This is a genomic window from Nocardioides sp. N13(2025) (assembly GCF_051912545.1).
In the GTDB taxonomy this organism is placed as follows: Bacteria; Actinomycetota; Actinomycetes; order Propionibacteriales; family Nocardioidaceae; genus Nocardioides.
Genome location: NZ_CP196809.1, coordinates 3,257,703 through 3,272,921 on the forward strand (window position 1 = coordinate 3,257,703; position 15,219 = coordinate 3,272,921).

Annotated in this window: 11 protein-coding genes; 4 read left to right on the plus strand and 7 right to left on the minus strand. The window is 73.0% G+C overall.

What is annotated here, in order from left to right; translation table 11 throughout:
* Positions 1-181: 181 nt before the first annotated feature.
* Positions 182-418 (minus strand): hypothetical protein, encoded by a 237-nt coding sequence (locus ACS3YM_RS15825; RefSeq protein ID WP_439937389.1) that lies wholly within the window; start codon positions 416-418, stop codon positions 182-184.
* Positions 419-515: 97 nt separating this feature from the next.
* Positions 516-2,582 carry a glycogen debranching N-terminal domain-containing protein gene (locus ACS3YM_RS15830; RefSeq protein ID WP_439937390.1) on the minus strand — a complete coding sequence of 689 codons (2,067 nt, stop codon included), beginning with the start codon at positions 2,580-2,582 and terminating at the stop codon, positions 516-518.
* 168 nt (positions 2,583-2,750) lie between these two features.
* Here ACS3YM_RS15830 and ACS3YM_RS15835 point away from each other — a divergent pair, with 168 nt between their 5' ends.
* From ACS3YM_RS15835 to ACS3YM_RS15850, 4 genes are read left to right on the plus strand one after another with little or no spacing between them, the layout of a single operon-like run.
* Positions 2,751-3,758, plus strand: coding sequence for a LacI family DNA-binding transcriptional regulator (locus tag ACS3YM_RS15835; protein WP_439937391.1), 1,008 nt, complete (start codon positions 2,751-2,753; stop codon positions 3,756-3,758).
* A 33-nt stretch (positions 3,759-3,791) separates the two neighbouring features.
* Positions 3,792-5,048 (plus strand): sugar ABC transporter substrate-binding protein, encoded by a 1,257-nt coding sequence (locus ACS3YM_RS15840; RefSeq protein WP_439937392.1) that lies wholly within the window; start codon positions 3,792-3,794, stop codon positions 5,046-5,048.
* Positions 5,045-6,148 (plus strand): carbohydrate ABC transporter permease, encoded by a 1,104-nt coding sequence (locus ACS3YM_RS15845; RefSeq protein WP_439937393.1) that lies wholly within the window; start codon positions 5,045-5,047, stop codon positions 6,146-6,148. The genes ACS3YM_RS15840 and ACS3YM_RS15845 overlap by 4 nt, the downstream gene beginning before the upstream one ends.
* On the plus strand, positions 6,145-7,062 hold the full coding sequence (locus tag ACS3YM_RS15850; protein ID WP_439937394.1) for a carbohydrate ABC transporter permease: 918 nt from the start codon (positions 6,145-6,147) through the stop codon (positions 7,060-7,062). Before ACS3YM_RS15845 ends, ACS3YM_RS15850 begins: the two co-directional genes overlap by 4 nt.
* Before the next feature lie 67 nt (positions 7,063-7,129).
* Here ACS3YM_RS15850 and ACS3YM_RS15855 read toward each other — a convergent pair whose 3' ends face one another.
* The 5 genes from ACS3YM_RS15855 to ACS3YM_RS15875 form a co-directional block, all read right to left on the minus strand.
* Positions 7,130-7,894, minus strand: coding sequence for a sucrase ferredoxin (locus ACS3YM_RS15855; protein WP_439937395.1), 765 nt, complete (start codon positions 7,892-7,894; stop codon positions 7,130-7,132).
* A gap of 58 nt (positions 7,895-7,952) precedes the next feature.
* Complete coding sequence (locus ACS3YM_RS15860) at positions 7,953-10,928, minus strand: helix-turn-helix transcriptional regulator (protein ID WP_439937396.1); 2,976 nt, start codon at positions 10,926-10,928, stop codon at positions 7,953-7,955.
* Between the two features lie 372 nt (positions 10,929-11,300).
* Positions 11,301-12,494: an imidazolonepropionase gene (hutI, locus tag ACS3YM_RS15865; RefSeq protein ID WP_439937397.1), complete on the minus strand. Its 1,194-nt coding sequence runs from the start codon at positions 12,492-12,494 to the stop codon at positions 11,301-11,303.
* Entirely contained in the window at positions 12,491-13,807 is a 1,317-nt protein-coding gene (locus ACS3YM_RS15870) for a formimidoylglutamate deiminase (protein WP_439937398.1), read from the minus strand. The genes hutI and ACS3YM_RS15870 overlap by 4 nt, the downstream gene beginning before the upstream one ends.
* Positions 13,804-15,036 carry an allantoate amidohydrolase gene (locus ACS3YM_RS15875; RefSeq protein WP_439937399.1) on the minus strand — a complete coding sequence of 411 codons (1,233 nt, stop codon included), beginning with the start codon at positions 15,034-15,036 and terminating at the stop codon, positions 13,804-13,806. Before ACS3YM_RS15875 ends, ACS3YM_RS15870 begins: the two co-directional genes overlap by 4 nt.
* Positions 15,037-15,219 lie beyond the last annotated feature (183 nt).

Here is a 15,219-nt window from a genome sequence, read left to right on the forward strand (position 1 = left end):
CCGTTGCGGGCGACGCGGACCGCGGGGGCCCGGATGGCGGTCTCGGTCAGCAGGTGGTCGACGTCGGCCAGGGAGAGGACGCTCGCCCCCAGGCCGGGGTCTGTGCGGTGGACGTGGACCGCGGACGCCCAGACCTTGTCGAGGAAGGTCTGGGCGTCACCGGTCAGGCGGTCGAGTGCGCTCAGAGCGCGGTCCCGTCGGTGCCGTCGGCGTCGGTCGAGTCGCCGTCGGTGCCGTCGGCGTCCGTCGAGTCGGAGTCGGTCGAGTCGCCGTCCGTGGCATCGGTCGAGTCGCCGTCGCTGCCGTCGGCGTCGGTGCCGTCGGCGTCCGTGCCGGGGCCGGCCGCGACACCGGTCGGGTCGGTGCCCTCGGTGGTCATCTCGTCGTCGCCGAGGGGGCCGTCAGGAGTCGTCGTCATGGATCCTCCTACTTCGTGCCGCGACGGACGGTCCGTCCCGGTGGTAGTGCGATTCTGGTGCTCCCTCATCCACCGTCCCACACCCTTCAGGACGAGGTCAGGCGCGGACCGTGCCCACGCCGTCGACGGAGACCTCGACGTCGACGCGACGCCCGTGGGTGCCCAGGCCGCTGATGCGGGTCTCCCCGAAGGACCACGGCCGCACGGGGGCGGCCAGCAGGCCGCCCGAACCGTCGGGGCGCAGGCCCAGGAGGGAGCTCACCAAGGAGACGGACGACGCGGCCGACCAGGCCTGCGGGCGGCAGGCAGCGGGATAGGGAAGCGGCACCGGCTGGGCGGAGCGGGCGTCTCCGGCGAACAGCTCCGGCGGGCGGCCGTCGAACGCGGTCAGGGCCGCGAGCAGCGCCTCCGCCACGGGTGCGGTCTCGGGCCGGCCCTCGGCCGCCAGGCCGGCGAGGCAGATGGCAGTGTCGTGCGGCCAGACCGAGCCGACGTGGTAGCCGGTCGGCGAGTAGCCCGCGGCCTGGGTCGACAGGGTTCGGATCCCGAAGCCCGACAACATGTCGTGGCCCACCAGCCGTCGCGAGACGACGTCGACCCCGTCGGGGTCGAGGATGCCGGTGCCGAGCAGGTGCCCGATGTTGCTGGTCAGCGAGACGACGGGGCGCTTGTCACGGTCGAGCGCGATGGCCGGGAAGGGGCCCACGGCGTCCTCGGCCCAGAACCGCTTGCCGAACTCCTCGCGCAGGCCGGCCGCCCACTCGCGCCACCTGTCGGCACCCGGGCGACCGAAGGTCTCGAGCATGTCGGCACCCCGGACCGCCGCGGCGTACGCATAGCCCTGCACCTCGGCGAGTGCCAGGGGCGAGGTGGCACGCGACCCGTCACTGCGCCGGACGGCGTCGCCGGAGTCCTTCCAGCCCTGGTTGGACAGACCGTGGCCGGACCGGTCGACGTACTCCAGCAGGCCGTCGCCGTCGGCGTCGCCGTGCTCGGCCTGCCACGCGAGGGCGCGCTCCAGCGCCGGCAGCAGCACCTCGACCTCCTCGTCCGGCGCGCCCCACCTCCAGGCGTCGTGCAGGGTCAGCGCCCAGAGCGGGGTGGCGTCGATGGTGCCGTAGTAGACCGGCGGGAGATGACGGTCGGCGCCGTCGTCCTCGCCGAGGCTGAAGCCGCTCGAGCGGACCTCGTGCAGGATCTTGCCGGGCTCCTCCGCCGTCACGTCGTCGGTACGGGCACCTTGGTGGTGGGCCAGCAGCCGGAGCGTCGACATGGCGAGGTCGGTGGTGACCGGGAGCAGCATGCGAGCCGTCCACAGGCTGTCGCGGCCGAACAGGGTGAGGAACCATGGCGCCCCCGCACCGACGAACTCCTCGTCCACTCCGCCCGCGCCCGGCGCCGCCAGCCTCAGCAGCCGCAGGTCGTCGAGGCTGCGGTGCAGGACCGGGCCGAGCCGCCGGTCGGCGCTGTCGACGGAGACGGCGGACCACCCCACCTCCCGACGCGGTGCGGAGACCACGGCCCCGGCTGCGTCGAGGGTCAGCAAGAGCTCGTGGGTGACCTGCTCACCGGGGGGCACGACGACGTGCCAGATGGCGAGCACGTGGTCACCCTCGTCCCGGGTGTGCGCTCCGGGCACGCGCAGCACGGCCCGCAGGGAGTCGCGCTCCCACGACAGGACCGACCCACCCACGCCCTCGGCCGGCACCGTGTCGTACGAGGCCCCGGACTTCACGCCGTCCATCGGCGCGAGGTCGGCCGCCACCCGCAGGCCTATCGTGCACGCCACCGGCTCGGCGGCGGTACTGGAGACCACGTAGCTCTCGCGCACCAGGCCGGGCTCGACGTCGCGCCTGCGCACCAGCCGCACCGTCGGGTCCGGCCCCGGGTCCCCGAGGTGGCGGGGCACGGAGACGAAGGTGTGGGTGTCGCCGGTCAGGGAGTGCGCGGCCACGGGGGTGGGCTCGCGCCCGTCGATCTCGGCGAGCAGCAGGCACAGCACCCGCCGGTCGGCGTGGTGGACACCTGCCAAGCCGCCCGCGCGGACCTGTCCGTCGGCGGCCGACCACACCTGTGTCGGCGCCGCCAAGGTCAGTGCCAGGTCGTGGAGCCAGGGCTGCTGCGGGGCCTCGGGCGCTGCGTCGAGGTCCATCTGGAGGTCCATCTGCTGACCCTTCTGATCGGCGTCGGAGTCGGAGGGGTTCACAACGAGTGTGACGTGCGTTACGGTTTGAGCGCTCAAACATTTGAGCGCTCAAACACCCTAGTGGCCGGGCTGGCACACCGCTACCCACGTCTCAAGGGATCCGGACCGGGGCCCGAGGAGGTCGAGATGACGGCGAGCGGACCCGCCACGCTCGACTCCGTCGCCGCCCACGCGGGGGTCTCCCGACAGACGGTCTCCAACGTGCTGCGCCACCCCGACCGCGTTGCGGCGCCGACCCGGGAGCGGGTGCTCGCCGCGATCGCGGAGACCGGCTACCGCCCCTCGCTGCCCGCGCGGCAGCTCGCCACCCGCCGCGCCCATGCCATCGCCGTACGAGCAGAGCGTCAGCAGGACGGGATCTCGGGCCTCGTCCTCGACGCGTTCTACCACGGTCTCGCGGAGGCGGGGCAGGACAACGGCCTGCGGGTGCTCCTCTACGCCCAGCCCGAGGACGAGGCCGCCGAGATCGCGACCATCGACGAGCTCGTCCACACCGGCGCGGCCGACGCCGTGGTGCTGACTGCCACGAGCGCCGACGACGAGCGACCCGCCCACCTCCGCGAGCGGGGCACCACCTTCTGCGCCTTCGGTCGGCCGTGGGGACACGACGAGCCGCACGACTGGGTCGACGTCGACGGCGCCATCGGCACCGGCCTGGCCGTCAGCCACCTGCTGGACCTCGGACGCCGTCGGATCGCCTACCTCGGCTGGCCCGATGACGGCGAGCAGCCCAGCACCGGGACCGAGCGCCGGCGCGGCTGGCGGGAGGCCCTCGCGTCGGCCGGTCTCGGCGGAGCTCCGGTCGAGGTGCGCAGCACCAACGACGCGGCCGCGGCCGAGTCCGCCGTGGCCCGGCTGCTCGCCGGGCGCGACGCCCCCGACTCGATCGTGTGCGCGAGCGACACCCTGGCGCTCGGCGCCCACCGCGCTGCGGTCGCCAGCTCCGGCGACCAGGTCACCGTGGTCGGCTTCGACGCCACCCCCGTCGCCGCCGCCCTCGGCCTGGCCAGCGTGGCACAGCCCATCGACCAGGTCGCCCACCTGTGCATCGACCTGCTCACCCGTCGCTTCGAGAAGCCCCTCCGCCCGGCGCAGGGCCTGCTGGTCCCGCCCGTGCTCCACGTCCCCCGCTGATCCCGACCACGTCCCGCAACACGAGGAGTCACCATGTTCCCCACGTCCCGACGCCGTCAGTCGTCCCTCGCCGCCCTGGCCATCAGCACCTCGCTCGCGCTGACCGCCTGTGGTGGTGGCGGTTTCGAGGAGGACGGGTCCGACGAGCCCGCCTCGTCCGGTGACGGCCCCGCCACCCTCCAGGTGCTCATCGCCTCCAGCGGCGACGCCGAGACCAAGGCGGTCGAGGACGCCACTGCGGCCTGGGCCGAGGAGAGCGGCAACGAGGTCGAGGTGGTCGTCGCCAACGACATCGCCCAGCAGCTGTCCCAGGGCTTCGCCGGCGGCAACCCGCCCGACGTCTTCTACGTCGACGCGGGGGTGTTCGGCGACTACGCGGAGGCCGGCAACCTCTACCCCTACATGGACCAGATGACCGACGCCGACGACTTCTACCCCAACCTGGTCGACTCCTTCACCCTCGACGACCAGGCCTACTGCGCGCCCAAGGACTTCTCCACGCTGGCGCTGGAGATCAACACCGCAGCGTGGAAGAAGGCGGGCCTGACCGACGCCGACATCCCGAAGACCTGGGAGGACCTGGCCGCGGTCGCGAAGAAGCTGACCACCCCCGACCAGGCCGGCCTGGTGCTCGGCATCGGCCGCGACCGGGTCGGCGCCTTCCTGGTGCAGAACGGTGGCTTCTGGGTCGATGGCGAGGCCGGCGAGGCCACCGCGACCGAGCCCTCCAACGTCGAGGCGCTCGAGTTCGTGCAGGGGATGCTGAAGGACGGCTCCGCAGTGCTCGCTCCCGACGTCGACGCCGGCTGGGGTGGCGAGGGCTTCGGCACCGAGAAGGCCGCCATGACGATCGAGGGCAACTGGATCCGCGGCGCCATGAGCAACGACTACCCCGACGTCGACTACACCGTGGCCGAGCTCCCCGAGGGGCCTGCCGGCAAGGGCACGCTCCTGTTCACCCAGTGCTGGGGCATCGCCGCCGACTCCTCCGACCAGGACGTGGCTGTCGACCTCGTCGAGGCGCTGACCACGCCTGAGCAGCAGCTGGCCAACGCGAAGGCCTTCGGCGTCATGCCGAGCCGGGAGTCCGCGCAGGCCGACTACGTCGACCAGTTCCCCGAGGACGCCCCGTTCATCGCCGGCGGCGACTACGGCCGGGGCCCGGTCAACCTGCCCGGCCTCGGGCCGGTCGTGGCCGACCTCGACTCCCAGCTCGAGCAGCTCAAGACCGCGGACGTGAACGACATCCTCGCGTCCTTCCAGAAGAACGCCGAGGCGGAGCTGCAATGAGCCACTCCGGCGGCCTCCGACAGGGCCAGGCACGCGCCGGGTGGCTGTTCGTGTCGCCGACCCTCGTGGTGCTCGGGCTCTTCCTGGCCGTCCCGGTCCTGATGGCCCTGTGGGTGTCCTTCACGGACTGGAACGGCCGGGGCAGCCCGTTCGCGCCCGGCATCGGCTTCGTCGGCGCCGACAACTACCGCGAGCTCGTGGGCGAGCAGGGTGGGCTGACCCGGTCGGACTTCATGACCTCGCTGCGCAACAACTTCTACTACGTGCTGCTGGTCGTGCCCCTGCAAACGGCGTTCGCCCTGTTCCTCGCCCTCGTGCTCAACCAGCGGCTGCTCAAGGCTGTCGGCTTCTTCCGCACGGCCTTCTACTTCCCCTCGGTCGTCAGCTCGGTCGCGATCAGCCTGGTCTTCCTGTTCCTCTTCAGCGGCGGAGGCGTGGTCAACTCCATGCTCGAGTGGGCCGGCATCGACGGCCCGACCTGGTTCAACGACTCGCGCGGGCTGCTGCACCTCGTCGGCGACGGCCTCGGCCTGTGGAGCACCTCCGACCCGCCCGCCGCACTCGCCGACAGCGGCGCGCTGGGGCTGACCTGGTGGCAGTGGCTCTCAGGTCCGAGCGTCGCCCTGTCGGTCATCATCATGCTCGTCATCTGGACGACCGCCGGGACCTTCATGCTGATGTTCCTCGCAGCGCTCCAGGACCTCCCCACCGAGGTCGAGGAGGCAGCCCGCATCGACGGCGCCGGACGGTGGGGCGTGTTCCGCAACGTGACGCTCCCCCACCTGCGCCCGACCATGCTGCTGGTGACCACGCTCGGCCTCATCGGGACGTGGCAGGTCTTCGACCAGGTCTACGTCATGACCCAGGGCGGGCCGGGCAAGACCACACTGACCCCGGCCTACCTGTCCTACGTCTACGCGTTCGAGAACCAGAAGTGGGGCGTCGCCGCCGCCATGGCCTTCGTGCTCTTCATCATCATCTTCGCGATGGCGAGCATGCAGCGCTGGATCTTCCGCGACAAGGACGCGCTGGCGCTCAAGCGTGACGAGCGCCGTACGCGGAAGGTGCGCGCCCGCGCCACGGCCGGAGGTGCGACATGAGCACCCGGACCAGCACCCCGACCGGCACCCCGAGCAGTTCGCGCGAGGGCTCCGGCCCCACCTCGCCGGCGAAGCCGATGGTCCGCGACCGGACGGCCGCGTGGCTGTTCCTCGGCTACCTCGTGCTCGTCTTCTTCTCCGTCGTCTACCTCTACCCGTTCCTCGTGCAGGTCACCACGTCGTTCAAGACCAACTCCGACGCCGTCGCGAACCCGCTCTCACCCCTCGCCCACCCGTTCACCCTCGGCGCGTTCCAGCGGCTCTTCGACACCGACTTCCCGCTCTGGGCGCTCAACTCCGTGGTCGTCACGCTGCTGGTGACCGCCGGGCGGGTGTTCCTGTGCTCGCTGGCCGGCTACGCGCTCGCGCGCATCAGGTTCCGCGGGCGAGGAGCGGTCTTCACCGCCATCCTGGCGGTGATGGCCGTGCCGGGCGTGGTGCTGCTGATCCCCAAGTTCCTGGTGCTCAACTACCTCGGGATCTACAACACCTACCCCGCGCTCGTGCTGCCGCTCCTCGTCGACGCTGCCGGCGTCTTCATCATGAAGCAGTTCTTCGAGACCATCCCGGAGTCGGTCGAGGAGGCGGCGCGCATCGACGGCGCCGGCACCTTCCGGACGTTCTGGTCAGTGGTGCTCCCGATGGCACGCCCGGCGCTCATCACCCTCACGATCCTGTCCTTCCAGGGCTCGTGGAACGAGCTGCCGCACTTCATCGTGGCGAGCCAGGACCCCGACCTGTTCACGCTGACCAAGGGTGTGGCCACCCTCACCAGCGGCCAGCTGGGGTCGGGGCAGCAGTACCCGATCACCATGGCGGCGGCGTTGCTCATGACCATCCCGGTCGCGATCGTCTTCTTCGTCTTCCAGAAGTACCTCGTCCGCGGGGGCACCTCGGGGGCGGTGAAGGGCTGAGCTCCGGCGCCGGGCGGGGCATGGGGTTTTCATGGGTTCACCCGCCCGGCACCGGATCGTTGGTGCCTCAGCGACCTACGACGTAGCGCGTGGTCGCCTTGAGCTTGTCGTCACCACAGGACTGGCGGCGCGGCGGGCCGGGCGTCGCGACGATGTCGTCGGCGGGGTCCCCGCCACCGAGGACGTGCAGCTCGCGCACCTGCTCGACGCCCGGCCGCCCGGCGCGTCCGCGGACCAGCTCCACCGGGACCTCGCCCCGCTCGATCGCCTCGCAGGCGGCCAGCACGTTCGAGGTGTCGAGCCGGCCGAGGGTGAGGCCGCTGGGCAGGGCGAGCAGGGTGCCGGAGAACCGGTGGCCGCCGAGGTGCGTGGTCTCCCAGGTGCCGTCCGGCCACTCCTGGCTGAGCAGCCCAGCGATGGGCCGCCCCAGCTCGGCGCAGCACCGGTCGCGCTTGCCGTTGGTGCAGACCAGCCAGAGCGGTGCGTCGTACGACGGCAGGGTGGCGAGGTCGCGGTCGACGTCCAGGTCGAGGAGGTCCTCGGGCCGGGCGAGCACCGTGCTGCGGACGTCGTAGCCGTCCTCGGTGGCACGAGCCAGGAAGACCCTCGTGCCGGGGCCGGCGCTGCCGTCGTACCTCCGGAGCAGGAAGACCTTCAGCGGCAGCCCGGCGAGGTGGTCGCGGACCGCCTCGGGCAACCGGTTGTCGGTGACGGCCTCACGTCCCCACGGACCGGGGCACTCCACCAGGAGGATCTCGGGGTCCGTCGGCGCAGTGCCGACGATCGGCTCCTCGTCCTCGACGCTGGCGAACGAGCACCGGAAGTCAGGCATGGGGTGAAGTCTGACCGACGGGGTCGAGCAGCCTCGCGGCCGGTCGACCGGTCGCGGGTCACAGCAGGCCGCGGCGACGCGCGACCGCGGCCGCCTCCGTGCGGGAGGCCGCGTCGAGCTTGGCGAGGATGTTGGAGACATGGACCGAGACGGTCTTGGTGCTGATGAAGAGCTGCTTGCCGATCTCGCCGTTGCTGCGGCCCTCGGCCACGAGCGCGAGGATCTCGGCCTCGCGCGGGGTGAGGGTCGTGACCGCGGCCCCGGTCGCGGGAGCCGGCGCGGAGCCGATCGCAGTGAGCTCGTCCAGGAGCGGCTGCGCGCCGATCGCATGGGCCACCTCCCTGGCCTGGTCGGCCGCGATCCGCGCTCCCTGCGTGTCACCGGCCGCACGGAGGACGCCGGCCAGGCGCACGCGGGTCTGGGCGATCTCGGGCACGCTGCCGTAGGCCACCGCGGCCTCCTCGGCGGCACGCCAGGCCGCGACGAGCTCGTCGCTGGAGGGTGCGTCGACCTGCGCGAGCCAGCGCCACCGCAGGTGCTCGGCGGAGCGTCGGGCGACCCACATGCGGTACTCGGGGCCGCGGCTGGCTTCGTAGCGAGAGTAGAAGTCGATGACCTTGCCGCCGTCGGACATCATGCGGTCGACGTCGGCGCGGGCGGCCTCGCGCTCGTCGGCCGACTGGTGGGGAGCCGCGCTGGCGAAGGCCCCGACCACCAGGGTGGCGAGCCGCAACCGGGCCTGGAACCAGTCGTGCCAGAGGGGTACGACGCTGGCGACCACGTCGTCGTAGACCGCCACCGCACGCCGGGGATCGGCGGCGGCCGCCGCGCGCATCACCTCGGCGCTGCCGGCCGTGATCGCGGTGAGGCCGTCGCTGGCCCAGTAGTCGCGGAGCCGCTCGAGGGCCCGGGTGTGGGTGTCACCGCGGATGCCGATGATGATGAGCATCTGGTGGGCGAAGAAGAGCCACTCGTAGACCATCGGCGGGTCCTGCCCAGTGACGTCGAGCAGCTTCCAGGCCTCGTCGAGGCGGCCCAGGTGGGTCAGCGCGACGGCCAGCAGGAGCCGCGCCTCCGCGGGGTAGGGCGACCAGATGAGCCCGCCGACCTCGCTGCGCGCGATCACCTCGCGGTAGACCTCCACGGCCGCGTCGAGGTCGCCCCGGTCGTGGTGGAGCCGGCCGAGGAAGTAGAGGGCGCGCAGCTCCGGCTCGATGAGCCCGGCGGCCCGGGCCCGCTCGGCGGCGGCCCGCCAGCCCGTCCCGGGGTCCTCGCCGCCGGCGGGGTCGAGGCCGGCGAGGGTGGTGTGGAGCTCGACGGCGAGGCTGGTGAGGTCGTTGCGCTCGGCGAGGTCGAGCGCCTCGAGCGCCGCGGCGCGGGCCTCGTCGGCACGCCAGTTGCCCAGGGTCTCGGCGTGGACGAAGAGCGCACGGGCCAGCAGCTTGGGCGGAGCGTCGCGCAGCAGCTCGACCGCCTCGGCCGCGGTCTCGCGCGGGGACGCGGTGGTGTCGGTGAGCATCAGGGCGGAGGCGAGCGCGGTGAGAAGCTGGCCGCGGTCGGCGTCGGGGACGTCGACCGGCAGGGAGGCCAGCCGCGCGCGCAGCACCTTGACCGCCTTGGGGACCCGGCCGGCGGCGATCAGCGCCTCCGCGCAGCGGCGTACGAGGGCGAGGGGGTCGATGTCGGTGACGGGCGTGCGCGAGGTGTCGATGAGCTCGAGCGCGTCGAGGAAGTGGGTCGCGGCCTCGGAGGGGCCGCCCACCGCCAGCGCCTCCTCGCCGGCCTCGATGGAGGCGCGGATCGCGACGGGCCGGTCGTCGGCACGACGGGCGTGCTGGGCGAGCTCGGCGGCGGTGCCCACCGCCCGGCCCTCCCCCAGCGCGGAGACGAAGTCGGCGTGCAGGCGCGCCCGCTCCCCCGGGAGCAGGTCGTCGTAGACCGCCTCTCCGAGGAGCGCGTGGCGGAAGGCGTAGGTGCCGCCGCGGGAGGCGACGAGGACGTTGGCCTCGACCGCCGTGCGCAGGGCGGCCTCGAGGTCGGTGGGGCCGAGGTCGGACACCGCCGCCAGCAGCCCGTGGCTCACCTGGCGCCCGGCGACGGAGACCACCCGGGCGACCTGGCGCGCCGTCTCGTCGAGCCGGTCGAGGTGGACCAGCAGCACGTCGGCGAGCTCACCGGGCACCTGCCCGGACCACGCGGCGCCGACGAGCTCCTCGATGAAGAAGGGGTTGCCCTCGGCGCGGTCGACGATGGAGACGTACTCGGCCTCGGACATGGTCGCCGGGTGCAGCGCACGGACGAGGCGGCGTACGTCGTCGTCGGCGAGCGGCTCGAGCTGGAGCCGGTCGACCCCGCGAAGCCGCATCCACTCGGCCACCTGCCGGCGCAACGGGTGGCGCCGGTGGAGGTCGTCGGCGCGGTAGGAGACGACCAGCGCGACCCCGGGGACGGGACGGGAGAAGAGGAAGCTGAGCATGTCGCGGGTCGACTCGTCGGCCCAGTGGGCGTCCTCGACGATCACAAGGAGCAGCGCCTGCGCGGCGACGGCGGAGAGGAGGTCGCCGAACGCGTCGTAGACGTTGCCGCGGTCGAGGGCCTGGTCGCCCGACGCGGTCTCGCTGCTGCGGATGCGCCGCCCCGGCTGGAGGCGGGCGAGCGTGGGGTGCTGCTCGAGCACGCGCTCGGCGACGTCGGGCAGGTCGGCCATCACGCGGCCGAGGATCTCGGAGAAGGGGAGGTAGGGCAGCGAGCTGTCGGCGAGGTCGAGGCAGTGGCCGGCCAGGACGTGCCAGTCGGCGTCGATGGCGGCGTCGCGCAGCGACATCAGCAGGCGGGTCTTGCCCACGCCCGCGTCGCCGGCGACGAGCATCGCGCGCACGGTCGGGTCGCCCCCGGACGCGCGGATGCCGAGCTGGGAGGTGAGCTCCTCCAGCTCGGCATCGCGTCCGATGAGATCGGTGGTCCGCAGCGCCGGCACGGACGACATTGTGTCGTGCTCCGCCGACACGCGCGGGGCGATCGCGGTGCGGGTCACTTCTGGGTGGTGTCGGGCCGGACGCGGGTCCAGCGACGCGCGCCGTAGTCCTTCCGGATCCTGTCCTGTCGGTAGGCGATCTCGGCACTCAGGAAGCTGTCGGTGGCGAACATGTCCTTCTCCTCTGCTCCACGGCCCTTCCTGGACCGTGAGTAGAGATTCCGTCCATGAGGTAGGGCCGGACATCGGGCACGTGCCTTATCCCTGCCCGGCCGGCTACCTCAGATCCGGCGCGCGGCGCCGTACGACAGGGGTCTGAGGTAGCGACTTGGCCCTCGCGCGGATAGTCCGCCGGGTTCCTGTCCCCGTGCCCGGGTAGTCCACCGGGAAGAGGCTGTCCCGAAGGCGATCCAAGGACCATTTCCCGGTGAACTACCCCACGGATCGCGAGACGACAGGGCGGCCGGCCTGCCAGACCCCCGTGACGAGGGGGACGCCGGGGCGGTAGGCGAGGTGGAGGTACGACGGCGCGTCGAGGAGGACGAGGTCGGCGCTCTTGCCGGGGGCCAGCACGCCGACGTCGTCGCGGTCGAGGGCCGCGGCGCCCATGGCGGTCGCGGCGTGCAGCGCCTCCGCGGGGCTCATCCTCATCTCGCGGACGGCCAGCGCGATGCACAGCGCCATCGAGGAGGTGAAGCACGACCCGGGGTTGCAGTCGCTGGCCAGCGCGACCCGGACACCGGCGTCGACGAGCCCGCGCGCGTCCGGGTAGGGCTGCCGGGTGGAGAACTCCACGCCCGGCAGGAGCGTGGCGATGGTCCTTGAGTCCCTGAGCGACTCGACGTCCAGCTCGCTCAGGAAGGTGCAGTGGTCGACCGCGACGAGGCCGAGCTCGCAGGCGAGCTGCACGCCACCGCCGTACGTCAGCTGGTTGGCGTGGAGGCGTCCCCGCAGGCCGCTGTCGGACCCCGCCGCCAGGATGGTGCGTGCCTGGTCGACGTCGAAGGCGCCGTCCTCGCAGAACACGTCGATCCACCGGGCGTGCGGTGCGGCCGCCGCGAGCATGGGGCCGGTGACCAGAGCGACGTAGTCCTCGGGGGTGGTGCCTGCGGGGACGACGTGGGCGCCGAGGAACGTGGTCTCGTCGGTGAACTGGCGGGCCACCGCGAGACTGCGTGCCTCGTCGTGGACCGACAACCCGTAGCCGCTCTTGATCTCGAGCGAGGTGGTGCCCTGGGCCCGCATCTCGGCGACGAGCCGGGCGACGTGCGACGTGAGCTGCTCGTCGGTGGCGGCACGGGTCTTCGCGACGGTGGTGCGGATGCCGCCGGCCGTGTAGGGCTCGCCGGTCATGCGCGCCTCGAACTCGGCGGAGCGATCGCCGGCGAAGACGAGGTGGCTGTGGGAGTCGACGAAGCCGGGGATGACGGCGCGTCCGCCGGCGTCGACCTGGACGTCGGCGGCCGGGGCGTCGGCGGCGGGGCCGACCCAGGCCACCCGGCTGCCCTCGACCACGACGGCGGCATTGGGGACCAGCCCGAGGAGACCGCCCTGCTCGGCGCGGGCGAGGTCGTTGGTCACCAGCTCGCCGATGCCGGTGATCACGGTCGACAGGGGGGTGCTCATGCGTGGTCCTCCCAGATCCGGCGGCCGATGGCGTCGTCGAGCTCCTGGCCGATCTCGTGGCGGTCGCCCTCCTCGACGACCCACCGGCCGTCGGCCATCACCCGCTGGACGTCCTCGGCGGTGGCGGCGAAGACGATCGCGGCCTCGTCCCGGCCGGTGCCGGCGGTGCGGACGCTGAGCGGGTCGACGACGACGAGGTCGGCGCGCTGCCCGACGGCGATCGCGCCGGCGTCGTCCCAGCCGAGCGAGGCGTGACCGGTCGTCGTCGCGCACGCGAGCAGCTCGGCGGCGCTCCAGTGCCCGCGCTGCTGGGTGGCGAGACGCTCGTCGAGCTCCAGCGCGCGCATCTCCTCGAAGAGGTCGATGACGGCGTGGCTGTCACTGCCCAGCGTCAGCCGGGCACCGGCGTCGCGGAGCCGGCAGCTCGGCCCGATCCCGTCGCCGAGGTCACGCTCGGTGGTTGGGCAGAAGGACGCGTGGGCCCCGGCGTCGCCGATCAGGGTGATGTCGTCGTCGGTCAGGTGCGTGGCGTGGACGAGGCTCGTCGCCGACCCCAGGAGCCCGTGGTCGGCGAGCAGCCGCGTCGGGGTGACGCCGTACGCCTCGAGGCAGGCCTGGTTCTCGGCGACCTGCTCGGAGAGGTGCACGTGGAGCGGCCGCACGCCCACCCAACCGGCGACCGGGTCGAGAGCCTCGCGCGGGACGGCCCGCACCGAGTGGAGGGCGGCGCCGACGACGAGGTGGTCCGCGGCGGGCAGTGCCTCGACCCGTCGCATCCACGTCTCGGCGTCACCGTCGCTGTAGCGCACCTGCGCGCCCGACGGCGGCTGGCCGAAGCCGGAGGAGAGGTAGAGCGTGTCGAGCAGCGTGATCCGGATGCCCGCCTGGCGGGCGGCCTCGACCAGCACGGCCCCCATCTCGTTGGGGTCGTCGTAGGGCGTGCCATCGGGCTGGTGGTGCAGGTAGTGGAACTCGCCGACGGCCGTGATCCCGGCGGCCGCCATCTCGCGGTAGGTCGCCCGCGCCAGGGCGAGGTAGGTCTCCGGGTCGAGGCGGCCGGCGACGGCGTACATCTGGTCGCGCCACGTCCAGAACGTCCCGCGCTCGCGCTGGGTGCGGCCGCGCAGCGCGCGGTGGAAGGCGTGGCTGTGGGTGTCGGCCAGGCCGGGGACGACGAGCCCGCGGACCGGGATCGCGCGCGCCGGGTCGCTGTCGGGCGTGACGGAGGTGAAGCGCCCGTCCTCGACCTCGACGAGCACGTCGTCCGCGAAGCGGTGGCCGAGCCAGGCGCGCTCGAGGAGGTAGAGCGTCACCGCGTGAGCTCCTCGAGCACGTCGGCGAGGGCCTCGACCCCGGCGAGGCAGTCGGCGGTCTCGGCGTGCTCGTCGGGCGAGTGCGAGACGCCGGTGGGGTTGCGCACGAAGACCATCGCGGTCGGGATGCCGGCGGCGGACAGGATGCCGGCGTCGTGGCCGGCCTGGGTCGGGATGATGGGCCAGTCCCCCAGCGACGCCAGCCGGGCGGCGAGGTCGGCGTCGAAGGCCACCGAGCCGGAGACGGACTCCGGCGTGACGACCAGCGAGGTGCCGTCGCGCCCGGCGCGGTCGTCGGCCTGGCGCCGGACGGCCTCGACCAGCGTGGCGAGGTCGTCGTCGGAGGAGGCGCGCGCGTCGAGCCAGGCGGTGACCAGCGACGGGACGGCGTTGGTGCCGTTGGGCTCGACCGCGATCCGGCCGAAGGTGGCTCGCTGCCCGGACAGCCGGGCCTGCTTGTTGGCCGCCAGCGCGGTCATCGCATAGGTCAGCATCGGGTCGTGCCGGTCCTCCATGCGCGTGGTGCCGGCGTGGTTGGCCTGCCCCGTGAAGTCGAAGCGCCAGCGCCCGTGCGGCCAGATCTCGCTCGCCAGCCCGACGGCGACGTCGCGGTCGACGAGGTCGCGGCCCTGCTCGACGTGCAGCTCGACGAACGTGCCGACCCGGTCGAGCGACAGCAGCCCGGTCGACGGGTCGAGGCCGGCGTCGGCGACCGCGTCGCCGAGCAACACCCCGTCACGGTCGCGCAGCTCGCGCGCCTCCTCCCACGTGGTCGCGCCGGTGACCAGCCGCGAGCCCAGGCAGGCCCGGCCGAAGCGCGACCCCTCCTCCTCGACGAACACGCCGAGGCCGAGGGGACGGGACGGCTCGAACCCCCGGGCACGCAGGACGTCGACCGCGGCCAGCGCCGACACGACGCCCAGCGGACCGTCGTACGCCCCGCCGTCGAGGACCGAGTCGAGGTGCGAGCCGGTGAGCACGCCGGGGTCTCGTGACGAGCGTTGCGCGCCCTCCTGGACCGACGGTGCAGGCTCCCACCAGGCGACCTGGTTGCCGACGCCGTCGGTCTCCACGGTGAGCCCCCGCGCCGCGCACTGCTCGACGAACCACGCCCGCAGCTCGGACTCGGCCGTGGCCCAGGGTTGACGGAAGTAGCCGCCCGAGGAGGCCGAGCGGCCCACCGGCGCCAGGTCCCGCCACATCTCCTCGAAGCCCGCACTGGTTGGCATGCGAGCAGTCCATCGGGATCCCCGATCCCGGTCAACGCACCCACCCGGCAAGTCGTCTCGGATCCCAGACGACTCGCTCGCCCCGCCCGGGCGCTGTAACGCCGGGTTCATGGCTGTACCCACCCTGATGTACGGGGGTGGGTAGTTGCAGTAACCCGGCGTTACAGGTGGGCGGAAGGCAGA